Source organism: Nocardia sp. NPDC058666 (genome assembly GCF_042714895.1).
Classification (GTDB): domain Bacteria; phylum Actinomycetota; class Actinomycetes; order Mycobacteriales; family Mycobacteriaceae; genus Nocardia.
Window position 1 is genome coordinate 1 of sequence record NZ_JBHXRY010000016.1, and the last position, 12,405, is coordinate 12,405.

Annotated in this window: 14 protein-coding genes, 1 tRNA gene and 1 pseudogene; 9 read left to right on the forward strand and 7 right to left on the reverse strand. The window is 66.3% G+C overall.

Going from position 1 to position 12,405, the window contains the following annotated elements; translation table 11 throughout:
- From ACFWVD_RS25120 to aztD, 3 genes and pseudogenes are all read left to right on the forward strand, one after another.
- Positions 1–983, forward strand: a pseudogene (locus tag ACFWVD_RS25120) (metal ABC transporter permease); the annotation flags it as partial.
- Between the two features lie 191 nt (positions 984–1,174).
- A complete protein-coding gene (gene aztC / locus ACFWVD_RS25125; RefSeq protein WP_379246919.1) occupies positions 1,175–2,095 on the forward strand; it encodes a zinc ABC transporter substrate-binding protein AztC in 921 nt (306 codons plus the stop codon).
- Positions 2,096–2,122: 27 nt separating this feature from the next.
- The gene (gene aztD / locus ACFWVD_RS25130; protein ID WP_379246774.1) at positions 2,123–3,283 is read left to right on the forward strand and encodes a zinc metallochaperone AztD; all 1,161 of its coding nucleotides are present in this window, start codon (positions 2,123–2,125) and stop codon (positions 3,281–3,283) included.
- Positions 3,284–3,470: 187 nt separating this feature from the next.
- Here aztD and ACFWVD_RS25135 read toward each other — a convergent pair whose 3' ends face one another.
- Positions 3,471–4,670 (reverse strand): serine hydrolase domain-containing protein, encoded by a 1,200-nt coding sequence (locus ACFWVD_RS25135; protein WP_379246776.1) that lies wholly within the window; start codon positions 4,668–4,670, stop codon positions 3,471–3,473.
- Positions 4,671–4,709: 39 nt separating this feature from the next.
- Between ACFWVD_RS25135 and ACFWVD_RS25140 the strand changes: the two genes are divergently transcribed.
- From ACFWVD_RS25140 to ACFWVD_RS25150, 3 genes are all read left to right on the forward strand, one after another.
- Positions 4,710–5,525 carry a serine hydrolase domain-containing protein gene (locus ACFWVD_RS25140; protein ID WP_379246778.1) on the forward strand — a complete coding sequence of 272 codons (816 nt, stop codon included), beginning with the start codon at positions 4,710–4,712 and terminating at the stop codon, positions 5,523–5,525.
- A gap of 102 nt (positions 5,526–5,627) precedes the next feature.
- Entirely contained in the window at positions 5,628–6,164 is a 537-nt protein-coding gene (locus ACFWVD_RS25145; protein WP_379246779.1) for a DUF3145 domain-containing protein, read from the forward strand.
- Between the two features lie 67 nt (positions 6,165–6,231).
- The gene (locus ACFWVD_RS25150; protein ID WP_379246781.1) at positions 6,232–6,654 is read left to right on the forward strand and encodes a hypothetical protein; all 423 of its coding nucleotides are present in this window, start codon (positions 6,232–6,234) and stop codon (positions 6,652–6,654) included.
- 39 nt (positions 6,655–6,693) lie between these two features.
- Here ACFWVD_RS25150 and ACFWVD_RS25155 read toward each other — a convergent pair whose 3' ends face one another.
- Positions 6,694–7,032, reverse strand: coding sequence for a YciI family protein (locus tag ACFWVD_RS25155; RefSeq protein WP_379246783.1), 339 nt, complete (start codon positions 7,030–7,032; stop codon positions 6,694–6,696).
- Positions 7,029–8,108, reverse strand: a complete 1,080-nt coding sequence (locus ACFWVD_RS25160) for a protein kinase family protein (RefSeq protein ID WP_379246785.1) — start codon at positions 8,106–8,108, stop codon at positions 7,029–7,031. The genes ACFWVD_RS25155 and ACFWVD_RS25160 overlap by 4 nt, the downstream gene beginning before the upstream one ends.
- Before the next feature lie 234 nt (positions 8,109–8,342).
- Between ACFWVD_RS25160 and ACFWVD_RS25165 the strand changes: the two genes are divergently transcribed.
- The gene (locus tag ACFWVD_RS25165; RefSeq protein WP_379246787.1) at positions 8,343–8,900 is read left to right on the forward strand and encodes an RNA polymerase sigma factor; all 558 of its coding nucleotides are present in this window, start codon (positions 8,343–8,345) and stop codon (positions 8,898–8,900) included.
- Positions 8,890–9,150: a hypothetical protein gene (locus ACFWVD_RS25170; RefSeq protein WP_379246789.1), complete on the forward strand. Its 261-nt coding sequence runs from the start codon at positions 8,890–8,892 to the stop codon at positions 9,148–9,150. The genes ACFWVD_RS25165 and ACFWVD_RS25170 overlap by 11 nt, the downstream gene beginning before the upstream one ends.
- A 28-nt stretch (positions 9,151–9,178) precedes the next feature.
- Here ACFWVD_RS25170 and ACFWVD_RS25175 read toward each other — a convergent pair whose 3' ends face one another.
- Positions 9,179–10,453 carry a class I SAM-dependent methyltransferase gene (locus tag ACFWVD_RS25175; protein WP_379246791.1) on the reverse strand — a complete coding sequence of 425 codons (1,275 nt, stop codon included), beginning with the start codon at positions 10,451–10,453 and terminating at the stop codon, positions 9,179–9,181.
- A gap of 162 nt (positions 10,454–10,615) precedes the next feature.
- Between ACFWVD_RS25175 and ACFWVD_RS25180 the strand changes: the two genes are divergently transcribed.
- Positions 10,616–11,263, forward strand: a complete 648-nt coding sequence (locus ACFWVD_RS25180; RefSeq protein ID WP_379246793.1) for a maleylpyruvate isomerase N-terminal domain-containing protein — start codon at positions 10,616–10,618, stop codon at positions 11,261–11,263.
- Positions 11,264–11,348: 85 nt separating this feature from the next.
- Here the strand turns inward: ACFWVD_RS25180 and ACFWVD_RS25185 are convergent, their stop codons facing one another.
- From ACFWVD_RS25185 to ACFWVD_RS25195, 3 genes are all read right to left on the reverse strand, one after another.
- A complete protein-coding gene (locus ACFWVD_RS25185; protein WP_379246795.1) occupies positions 11,349–11,693 on the reverse strand; it encodes a hypothetical protein in 345 nt (114 codons plus the stop codon).
- A gap of 130 nt (positions 11,694–11,823) precedes the next feature.
- Positions 11,824–11,895: transfer RNA gene (locus ACFWVD_RS25190), tRNA-Val, on the reverse strand.
- A 32-nt stretch (positions 11,896–11,927) separates the two neighbouring features.
- Positions 11,928–12,392, reverse strand: coding sequence for a peroxiredoxin (locus tag ACFWVD_RS25195; protein WP_266299002.1), 465 nt, complete (start codon positions 12,390–12,392; stop codon positions 11,928–11,930).
- Positions 12,393–12,405: the final 13 nt, after the last annotated feature.

Below are 12,405 nucleotides of genomic sequence, written 5' to 3' on the forward strand. Positions count from 1 at the left end.
CTGTCGACCACGGCGACCACCGGCACTACTACCAGGCGCCGATCCGCGACGTCGGCGCGGTGGGCAGTTCTCCCGCCGAGGACAGTGGCGGCCGATCGGATTCGGGGGCCGGTGATGGCGGTGTCTCCGCGGACCCGGATTCGCGGGCTGAAGGCGGCCGGAGTGCGGGTGGTTCCGGCGCCCTGGATTCGCAGCCCGAAGGAGGGGGATCTGAGGTTGTTGGTGCGTACAGTGACGCCGCCGTCGCGTCGGTTGTGCTGGATTCGGGCGCGACGATCTTGTTCGATCGGTCGGCCCTGGACAGCGGCGTTGCCAAGGAACAGCGCCGCGTCGAGGGGATCGCGCTGCCCTACGCCGAGCGGATCGTGGTCGCCGACGGTTCGGGTCGCGTCGAGGTACGCGGGCGGGACGGGGCGGCGGGACAGGTGCAGAACGCCACGTGTCCGCAGCCGCAGGGACAGGTTGTCACCAGGCGCGGAGTTGTATTCGGTTGCGCCGACGGGGCACTCGTGGTGGCGCAGCGCGACGGTGATTTCGTCGCCGAGAAGATTCCCTACCCGGCGCTGACCTCGGATCGGGCCAGCGCGTTCACTCATCGACCCGGCAGCACGACGCTGACCGCGCTCGCTGGTCGCGATGGTGTGTGGACGCTCGATATCCGGAAGAAGACCTGGACACGGACCGCGATCGTGGACCCGGTCGCGGCGAACACCGCCGGTGAAGGATCACCGCTGCTGGTGCTCACCCGCGACGGTGTCCTGCACGCGATCGATCCGGTATCCGGCGGGGAGACAGGACAACTCGCTGTCTCGAGCGGGCCCGTCGAGGGGCAGCCGGTAGTCCTCGTCGACCCGGATCGCGCCTACGTCAACGACATTCGCGGGCGCAAGGTCCACGAGATCGCCTACAACGACAACCTCCGGTTGGCGCGCACGTTCGAACTGGATATCGCGCCCTCGCTGATGGTGGAGACAGGTCTGTGAACCACGCATCTCTCGACATCCGACCGTCGACCACAGCCGGTGTAATCGACCCGTTCGTGGCCGAACAGGTTTCCTCGATGCCTGCGAATCCGGTCTCAGCATCGCGCCGGTTCGGCCGAATCCGGTGGGAGGCCCGCGCTTTCCACGTCCGCGGCACGCCGGGAGCAGGCACGTCGCGAGTCAGCGTGGCGATGCGCCGGACGGCCCGACTGCTCATCACGGCCGCGCTGCTCATCCCGTTGCTCGCCGCGTGCACCAGTGGGACCGAGCGGTCCGGGATCGTGGTGACCACGAACATTCTCGGCGACCTGACCAGGGCGGTCGTGGGCGACTCGGTGCCGGTGACGGTGTTGATGCAGGCCGGCACCGACCCGCATTCGTTCGCGATCTCCGCACGTCAGGCGGCCGACATCGAGCACGCCGCGCTGGTGGTGCACAACGGCCTCGGGCTCGAGGAAGGCATCGCCCGGCATGTGCAGGCCGCGGTATCAGCGGGAGTGCCCACGATCGCCGTCGCCGAGCGGGTTGATCCGATCCGCTACACCTCCGATGAGTCCGCGGGACAACCCGATCCGCACTTCTGGACCGATCCGGCACGGGTGCGCCTGGCCGTCGAGGCGATCAGCGCGGAGGTGCTCGCCCAGGTCGCCGGCATCGATACCGGTGCGGTGCAAGCCAATACGCAACGCTACCTCGGCGAACTCGACCAGCTGGATCGGTGGATGACCGACAAGTTCGCCGCCATCCCAGCCGAGCGCAGACAACTGGTCACCGACCATCACGTATTCGGTTACCTCGCACAGCGATTCGGGTTCCGGATGATCGGCGCGGTGATCCCCAGCGGCACCACCCTGGCCTCGCCGAGCGCCTCCGACCTCGACGCACTCGCCACCGCGATCAGAACCGCGGGCGTGAGCGCCATCTTCGCCGATTCCGCACAGCCCGACCGGCTTTCGCGCGTCCTGGCCGAACACACCGGGTTGCACGTGCAGGTGATCGCCCTGCACACCGAATCCCTCACCCCGCCCGGCGAAGGCGCGGCCACCTATCTCGAGATGGCCCGCGTCAACACCGAGGCCATCGCCCGTGGTTTGTCCGGGCCCACAACGTAATTCACGCACCGAGAAATGGAGCAGTACATGAACAGGTCACGGACCACCACGATGGTGGCCATGTCCGGGGCACTCGCCTCGGTGATCGCACTGGGCGGTTGCACGGCGGACGAACCCGACCACGCCCACGAGCACACACCGGGCGCCGAACCGATCGCGCTCACCTACGACGGCGGCATCTACGTCCTCGACGGCGCCTCGCTCGCCCAGAAAGGGGACGTGAAACTCGACGGATACAACCGCCTCAACCCGGCCGGCGACCACGACCACCTCATGGTGTCGACCAAGGACGGCTTCCGCGTCTTCGACGCCTACGCCGCCGCCTTCACCGGAACCGACTATCCCGCAGCCAAACCTGGCCACGTGGTGCGGCACGCGGGCAAGACCGTGCTGTTCGCCGACGGCACCGGCGAGGTCACCATCATCGACACCGACAAGATCGACAGCGGCAAATCCTCCGAGGTCTACAAGACGCCCACCGCGCACCACGGCGTCGCCCTCGAACTCTCCAATGGGAACCTGCTGGTCACCCTCGGCACCGAGGACGCACGAGTCGGCCTCGCGGCACTGGACAAGGACCGTAGGGAAATCGCGCGCAACGAGGACTGCCCCGGCGTGCACGGCGAAGCCGCCGCACAGGGTGAAGCGGTCGTGGTCGGGTGCCAGACCGGCGCCGTGGTCTACCGCGACGGCAAGATCACCAAGGTGACCAGCCCGACACCGTACGGCCGAATCGGCAACATGTCCGGCAGCGAGGCCTCGCCGATCGTGCTCGGCGACTACAAGCAGGACAAGGAGGCCGAACTCGAACGCCCACAGCAGATCTCGCTGGTCGACACCACCGACGGCACCCTGCGCCTGGTCGACATCGGCACCAGCTACACCTTCCGCTCACTCGCGCGCGGCCCGCAGGGTGAAGCCCTGATTCTGGGCACCGATGGCAAGATCCACGTGATCGACCCCGGCGCGGGCAAGGAAATCCGCACCATTCCGGTGCTGGGCACCTGGCAGGAACCCCTCGACTGGCAGGACGCCCGCCCGGCCCTGTTCGTGCGGGACGGCATCGCCTACGTGAGCGACCCGGCGACCAAGCAGGTCCACCGCATCGACCTGGCCGACGGAAAGGTCACGGCCACGGCCACCCTCGCCGCCGCGCCGAACGAGATCACCGGCGTCACCGCACACTGATCCACGGCTGCGCCCGGCCCACGTAGGAGCCGGACGACTCGCGAGACCGGCCTAATCGTCCAATCGGGGCCCGTTTCCGTCGAAATACGGACTGAACGCCGCCGATTTGGACGATTAGGCCGGGCAATCGGTACTCGCGGCCCACGACGGGATCGGATGCCAATGCCCTGGCTACGCGCACACCTGTCTACCGGTCGGTGCACCGCACGACGACCTCGCGCAGGTTGCGACTACGCACATCATCGAGAATCGCCATGCCCAGGCGGTTCATGCTGTAGCCGAACCCCAATCCCGTTGTGGGGTCGGCGAATCCGAAGGAGCCACCCAGGCCGGTGGTGCCGTAGGCCCGTTTGTCCGAGCCGAAACGGAAGGTGCCGCGCGATTTGCGGAAGCCCAGGTGGTAGCGGCTCTTGGTGTGCAAGACCAGGTCGTCGGCGGGGACATCGTCGGCGGTGTCGGCCGCGGCGAGCTGATCGAGGACGTCGTCGCTGATGGGCAGCGATCCCGTGCGGCCCGCCGCGGCGCCGTAGACCTTTGCCAGCGCGCGAGCGTTGCCGACGCCGTTCATGCCGGGCCATTCGACTTCGAGGAACTCCCGACGCGCGGCACGAGCAGGCGCACCGGGACGCGGGTTGGTCAGTGCCGCATAGGAATACCCGCGCTTGGCGTAGACCTCGCCGCCGATGCGCAACGGCAGATCACGGCGTTCGTACCGCCAGATGTCGAAGCCTTTGGTCGCCGACAATTGGGCGACCCGCTCCATCGGCTCGGATGCGGGCAGGCCGATGAACAGGTCGGCGCCGACCGGTTCCGCGATCTCCTCGGCGAAGAACTGTCCGAGGCTGCGACCTTCCGGATCCACCCGGCGCAACAGTTCGCTCTGATACAACCCCAACGTCAGCGCGTGATAGCCCTGCCGGGTGCCCGGCTCCCACGCCGGTTTCTGCGCGGCGAGCAGCTCGCCCAGCGCATCACGGTCGATCAGCTCACGCAGTTTCACGATCCGGTCCAACCCGGACAGCCCGGCCTGATGATCGATCAGCTGCCGCACGGTGATCCGGTCTTTGCCGTGCGCGGCGAACTCCGGCCAGTACTTGGCTACCGGCGCCTCGTAGTCCAGCAGCCCGCGCGACACCGCCGTCGCGATCGTGAACGCCGACATCCCCTTCGACGAGGAGAACACCGGCACGATCGTGTCGCGCTCCCACGCCACCTCGCGCCGGCGATCACGATGTCCCGCCCACAAATCGACCAGCGGTTCGTCGCCGGAATACACGGCAACCGCGGCGCCGATCTCGCCGTGATGGGTGAAATTGCGGCGGAACGCGTCGGCGACGGGGCCGAAACCGGCCGCCACGTCGCCGTGGATCGAGGGTGCTGCACTCATGGTGCCCACGATCGTAGCCGCGTCTCGTACGCTGCCGATATGCGATCGCTGCAGCAGGTTCAGCACTGGCCGGTCCGAAATGCCGCCGCCGCGGTGGTCACCGCCGACTCGGTGGACAGCATCGGCGACACCGAGCGCGTGTTCGCGCTGGCCTCGGTCACCAAACCGTTGGTCGCCTACGCCACGCTCGTGGCAGTCGAGGAAGGCGCGGTCGAACTCGACCAACCCGCCGGACCGCCCGGATCGACCGTGCGGCACCTGCTCGCCCACACCTCCGGCGTCGCCTTCGCCACCCCCGAAATTCTCGCCGAACCCGGCGCCCGCCGCATCTACTCGAGCGCGGGCTTCGAACTGCTCGCCGACTTTCTCACCGAGCAGACCGGCATCGAATTCCCGCAGTACCTGCGCGAGGCGGTTTTCGAACCACTGGGCATGACCTCGGCGACCCTCGACGGTTCCGCCGGGCACGCGGGCAGCGCCTCCCTGGCCGACCTGACCCTATTCGCCCAAGAGTTGCTGACACCCCAATTGATATCTGAGCAAACATCGGCCGAGGCGACCAGCGTGCAATTTCCCGATCGCAACGGAATCCTGCCCGGATACGGGTCGCAGCGACCCAACGACTGGGGATTGGGATTCGAAATCCGCGACGGGAAAACCCCGCATTGGACGGGCACAGCCAATTCCGCACGCACCTACGGGCACTTCGGCCAGTCCGGCACGTTCCTGTGGGTCGACCCGGAAATAGGGGTGGCGACAATCGCGTTGAGCGACGAGAATTTTGGTGACTGGGCCAGAACCGCGTGGCCGAAATTCAGCGATTCCGTTATCGCAGAGACACATAACACGCAGTAAAGTAACACGCGCAACACCGCACGTTTGGCTACACTCGGGCCACGCCAGACCACGACGGGCCGTTGGGGAAGACGTTCCTTGTCGAGGCTGGAGGTGTTGTTAGTGCGCGCATCGAGTCAGTTCGCTGACGCGACGGCGGGTGTGGTCTACATCCACTCATCGCCCGCCGCGTTGTGCCCGCACGTGGAATGGGCACTGTCCACCGCGCTGTCGTCCCCGGCGAAATTGCGCTGGAACACCCAGCCCGCCGACGGACAACTGCGCGCCAGCAGCGACTGGATCGGCCCCGTCGGCACCGCCGCCCGGATAGCCCAATCGTTGCGGACCTGGCCGGTACTGCGTTTCGAAGTCACCGAAGACCCCAGCGAAGGAGTCGACGGCGAACGCTACAGCTTCGTACCCCAACTGGGCCTGTGGCACGGTTCCACCGGCGCCAACGGTGACGTGATGCTCGGCGAAATGCGATTACGCGCTTTACTGCAAGCCGCCGCGGAACTGGACTCCCTCGGAACCTTCGACCTTTCCACCGAACTCGACCGTGCATTGGGTTCGCCCTGGGATGAGGATCTCGAGGCATTCCGGCAGGGAACCGATTGCATCGGCGCGGAAGTCACGTGGTTGCGTCGGGACGTGGGTTAGCAGCTTTCAGCCGAAGAATGCGATGCGGTCCTTGTATCGGAATCTTCAGTGGGGCAGCATCACAGAAGTGATCAACAGACGAATTACCGGAGCTTTCCTCGCCGCCTCCGCCGCCGCGGTCGTGTTCGGCCCCATCGCTCCCGCGGGCGCGGCCACGCCGTTCGTAGCGCCCCAGGTCGCCTTCGACGCCGCCGCGTCGGGCACCGTGACCGCCACCCTGCACAACCCCAACGACCGGGGTCAGTGCTGGGCCGAAGCCGGTGTCGGACCGGAGAAGAACCACGTGTTCTTCGGCGACGGCACCCTGGCGGCGATCGCCGACGCGGGCAAGACCATCACCGTCACCCTCGAAGGCCTCGCGCCCGGCACCACGCTCACCGCACGCGCCGGTTGCATCAACGGCGCGGAATACGTGTTCTCCGAGTTCGTCACGGTCACGATCCCCAAGCCGTCGACCCCCAAGCCGTCGACCGGCAGCTTCGGGTCCTAGCGATCGGTTCGGCGGTAGCCACCACCGCTACCGCCGGATCTAGCTCGCCGGGTCGAACCCGAACTCGCGCAACTCCTGCGAACACCGGCACGCCGCCGCCAACTTCCCCGCCCACGCGACCGCGTCCTCGCGTGTAGGCAACTCCAACACCGCGAACCCGCCCGTGAGCACGGAGCCCGGATAGATCTCCCCACTCACCGACCCGTCGGCCCCGACCAACACCGGATCGACCTCCGCATTGATTCCCCCGCCGAACACGTACACACCGGCCGCCTTCGCCTCCTCGATCACCGCATGCGATTCGGCCACGACGATCGGAAACTCCTCGTCGGCGAGCACCATGGCTTCGCTCGGGAAGGAGATGAGGTATTTGGTCATGGATCGATGATGCCCTGCGGGAAATCACAATCGCCGACCATTCGCGCGATCTCGAGCCGCGGGTACGGGGTCTGCCTGCTCTCGTGCTGGAGGCGGCGGAAGAATTCGGCCATCACTGTCGCGAGTGGGGCATTGCCGGTGATGATCGAGGAGGGAACCTCCGGGATCCCGGTAGGCGTCCTGCCGTTGGCGTACTCGCTGATTCGCGCGTCGAGGTTGTCACGCCCGCGCAGGGCAGCGACCAGCCAGCGGGTGGAGTAGAAGCGTGCATAGGCGCGGTCGTAGGTTCGGTGGCAATCGTAGAAGTCGGATTCTTGTGGTGACAGCGCGAAATCGGTGGAGATCGCCAGACCGTAATCGGCGAAATACAGCCGTTGGCCGTCGGTGAGGATGTTCTCGAAGTGGGCGTCGAAGTGCAGCAGGCCTCGGCTGTTCATGAAGGCGATTCCCGTGTGTAGATCATTGTCGACCATGGCACAGGCGCGATCGGTGGCCTCGGCGCCCGCGTCGACCTGCTCGCCCAACCACTGATGCAGGTTCTGCGGGATGAACTCCAGGAACAGCGCGATGCTCGCACCGGACTGCCGCTGACCTTCGACCCGATCGCGCACCGCAGCCCCACCGCCCCAGAACGAAACGACCCGGTCGACATCGGCAAGTTCCTCGGGCAGCGGCGTCGAGTCCGGCAGTATCCGCCAGTGGTGCATCAGCGGGAAGCCGTGGTATTCGTCCGCGAGCACCCAGTTCGTCGTCATGATGTGGACGGCGAGTTCTCGCCACGCGCCGAAGCTGGGACCGCCGATGCCGTAGTGGCAGAACATCGGCAGCCCGAACAGATTCGCCGTGGACCCGACGTTCTCCGGAAGCCGCTCCAGGTCGGTCAACGGCACCCGCTTGACGAAGACCTGAGAGCCGCCGACTTCCAACATGGCCGATTTTCCACCGATGCCGGAACCCAGCGGCGCTGCTGCGTCGACGAGGTCCTGTAGCTCGGAATCGCTGTGCAGTGCAAGGGCTTCGGAGATGGCACCGTGGGCAGCCAGGCGTGCGCCGCGCGACATGTCAGGACACTTCATGCGTCTCACGCTAGATGGCGAGTGTCATTGGGACCTGTCCTCGGCGGCGGTGCTCCGCGAACATAGGGCAGATGTGGATGGGTGAATCCTTTCGGGCCGAGCGTGCCTCTTATGTGTGTCGCGACGGATGTCGGACGGATAGGGAGGTTGTTGTGATCATCGGGATCGGTGTTGTGGTCGGGTTGAGTCTGGTCTGCACGTGCGTGTACGTGTTGAAGCGCAAACGAGCTGGGCGTGGGTGAATCTGGTTGGCCTGGTGGGGAATTGATCGCGGCCGCGCAGGGTGGGGATGTGGATTCGATTGCGGCGTTGGTGGCGGGGGCGCATCCGCATATTCAGCGGTTCGCCTACTCCCTGTGTGCCACAATGGAAGACGCGGAGGACGCGGCGCAGGAGGCTTTGATCATCCTGTATCGGAAGGTCGGGATGTTGCGGGCTTCGGGGGCGTTGGCGTCGTGGATGTTTCGGATCGTTCGGAACGAGTGTTTGCGTCGTGCGCGGATGCGGTATCGAATGCCGTTGCAGGACAACATCTCAGCTGCTTCGGCGGAGGATGAGGTACTGCGGCGGTGGGAGGCGGGCAGGGTGGCGGCTGCGGTTGCCGCGTTGCCCGCGGACCAGCGCAGCGTGTTGATCATGCGCGACATTCAGGGTTACAGCGGGCGGATGGTCGCCGATGCGCTCGGGCTCAGTACGGCGGCGATGAAGTCGCGCCTGCATCGGGCTCGGGCGGCGGTTCAGCAAGCGCTGCGGGCTGCTGACGATGTTGTCGGAGGACAGGATGAGCGGTGATTTCGCAAGCAAGTCGATGGTCGAGCACCTGGTGCGCGGCGGGGTGGGATTCGGTGCGCTGATCGGGGCGGTGGTGCTGATTCCCGTGGTCGGAGCGGTCAGTTTGCTGCTGCTGCCCGTGGGTTTTGTCGCGCTGCGTGGGTGCCCGATGTGCTGGGCGATCGGGCTGGTGCAGACCTTGTCCAGGGGTCGGCTGCAACGCTCGTGTGCGGACGGTCAGTGCACGTTGACCGTGGGTGGAGCCCGCTAGCGAGCGGCCGGTCTTACGTGCCGGCCGCTCACCCCCAAGCGCGGCGGGTCGCCGGCATACCGGAGTTGCCCTGCGCGGTCGGCACCACGCCGAGGACCTGGTGGATTCCGAGACCGCCGTCCTCGAATCCCAGTGCCGAGGCCGCCATGTACAGCCGCCAGATCCGGGCGCGGCCCTCGCCGACGAGCGAAATCGCTTGGTCCCAAGCACTTTCCAGATTCGCGACCCAATCTCGCAGGGTCAACGCGTAGTGCTCGCGCAACGCTTCGACATCGCGCACTTCGAACCCGGCCCGCTGCATCGCCAACGCCACCTCGCCCACATCGATGAGCTCACCGTCGGGGAAGACGTAGCGGCCGATGAACGAGCGGCTACGCATCGTGGAACCGCCGGGGGAGGAGATCGCGTGGTTGAGCAGGCGACCCTCGGGGCGCAGCAGGGCGCGCAGGGTGTCGAAGTACTCCGCTGCGCGTTTCGTGCCGACGTGTTCGAACATGCCGATCGAGGAGATCGCGTCGAACTGCTCGCCGTGGAGGTCGCGGTAGTCCGACAGTCGGATCTCGACCTTCGCGCTGAGCCCGGCGTCGTGGACTCGCTTGCGCGCGAGATCGGCTTGCTCGCCGCTGATCGTCACGCCGACTACCTGCGCGCCGTAGACCGACGCCGCGTGCATGGCCATCGAACCCCAACCACACCCGACGTCGAGCAGGCGCATCCCGGTGCGGTCGGCCAGGCCGAGCTTGCGGCAGATCAGATCGTGCTTGGCCTCCTGGGCGTTTTCGAGGGTGCTGTCCTCGGTGACGAATCGTGCGCACGAGTAGGTCATGCTCGGGCCGAGAACCAGCTGGTAGAAGTCGTTGCCCACGTCGTAGTGATGGCTGATCGCCGCCGCATCCCGGCGCTTGGTGTGCACCGGTCCGCGACGGGGTTGGGCCTCTTCAGGTGGCGGCTTCGGGCGATGGGAGAGCGCGCCGAGTCGGCGGGCCGCGTCGACGGCCTTCCAGGTGGCGCCGAGGCCGAGATGCGCGTCGTCCGACGCTGTCGACTGCAGCGATCGAAGCATCGTGAAGATGTCGCCGTCCAAGTCCACATTCCCGGCGACGTACGCGCGCGCGAGCCCGAGTTCGCCTGGGGCCCAGACCATATGACTCAACGCGTCCCGCGACCGCACCCGCATCGTGCCCGCATTCCCGGATTCGATCGAGCTCCCGTCCCAGAACTCGAACCGCACCGCAGGCTCAGGCCCTAACGCCGCCCGCACCAATGGTTCGAACGCCGCCGCGACGGAGGTTTCGTTTCCCATCCGACCACTATGACCCGCGACTTGCGGTGCGAACGGCAACGACTCGGTGTCGAGATCTCGGTCGAGCCGGGTAGTGCCTCGATTCGATTTTCGACCCACCGTCTTGCGAAGTCGTCCGGAAATTCGGTTCTTCGGCCGAGTACGGCGCGATACCGTCGGGTCATGTCGCAATCAGTGGAGAACATCCAAACTTCCGTCACCGCAGACGATCTCGCCCTGGCCGTCCGACTCGCCGTAGAGGTCTTGCGCACGGCGTCCCCCGACAGTTGGGATGCGAAGGCGGGCACGCTCGAGTGGGACTGCTGGGAAACCGTCGAGCATCTCAGCGACGACCTGTTCTCCTATGCGGCACAGCTGAGTCCCGGCATGCCGTTGGACCGGCACGTGCCGTTCGTGTACGAGAGTCGGCGCCCAGGGGGCCCAGCGAACGCGATTCACGCGGATAGGCAGGCGGGGCCCGACGGCCTGCTGCAGGGGCTGGCAGCGTGCGCCGGGATGCTGGTAGCGATGGTGCGCACGACACCACCGCAAGCGCGCGCCTACCACGGCTACGGAATCTCCGACGCCGAAGGTTTCGCCGCGATGGGCATCGTAGAAACGTTGGTCCACACCCACGACCTGACCCAGGGACTCGGCCTCCCCTGGAACCCACCTGCCGACCTGTGCGCGCGCGTCCTCACCCGACTGTTCCCGACCGCGCCGACTTCTGAGCAACCCTGGCCCACCCTGCTATGGGCCACCGGACGCACCGAACTACCCGGCCACGCACGCCGGACCAACTGGCGCTGGGAAAACACGCCACGGGCGTAGCAGCCGACCGTTCTCGCTCGGCTCGTGCGCCGATGACCGGCCTGCCGTTCCAGTGGCCGGAGAACTCCGGTCGGCGGCCACGTCGTCACCCTTGGGGCATGGCGTCCTTGACCGGCTTGTCCCGCACGAGGTCTGACATGCACAGGAGGTCGACCATCGATACCCGGTCGTCGTTCTTCGCGGGATCATTGCCGTAGACAGCCACGATCACCTGGAGCTGGGATGCCTTGTCCAGGTCCGTGTATTGCCCGCACGTCACGGCCAGCGGGTCACCGACCGTGGCTTTCGCAGGCGTGGTGGTTCGGGGGGCCGTGGTCGAGGAGGTGGGGGAGGACGCCGTCGAGTCGGCGCCCTCCGATGAACAGCCCCCCACCACGAACCCGGCCAGACACAATGCGGACAGTGCGATAGCCGAACGTGCTTGTCTCATGCCGCCCATCCTGCCCGAGACGTACGTCCTTCGACAGCGAACGGCCATCGGAATTCATGTGCGGGACAAGGCAACTGACTCACGGCAGTCCGTTGCAAGATCGACGGGCGTCTGACAGCCGATCTATAGGTGGGCGCAGAGGGGATCGAACCCCCGACCGCTGGTGTGTAAAACCAGTGCTCTACCGCTGAGCTATACGCCCTGGCACCGCCGGGGAGAACCGGCGGTGTCGAGTTATGAATCTAGCGCGGCGAGCGCTTTCTCCCAAGCCGCCTGGTCACGGGCCTGTCCGGGCTCGTTCATCTCGGCGAAAGTGATGTAGCCGGACTTGTCGACGACGAAAGTTCCGCGGTTGGGGTAGCCGGATTTCTCGTTGAAGACGTCGTAGGACTGGGTGACGGCGCCGTGCGGCCAGAAGTCTGACAGCAGGGGGAACAGGTAGCCCTGTTCCGCGGCCCAGATCTTGTGGGTGGGTGGAGGGCCGACGGAGATCGCGATGATCTCGGCGTCGTCGTTTTGGAACTTGGGCAGTTCGTCACGGACCTTGCACAGCTCGCCCTGGCAGATGCCGGTGAAGGCGAGAGGATAGAACACCAGCAGCACGTTCTTCTTGCCGCGATAGTCCGACAGGGTGACGGGCTGGTTGTTCTGGTCCTTGAGCGTGAAATCCGGCGCGAGAGTGCCAACCTCTAGCGGCATGGGTACGAATCCT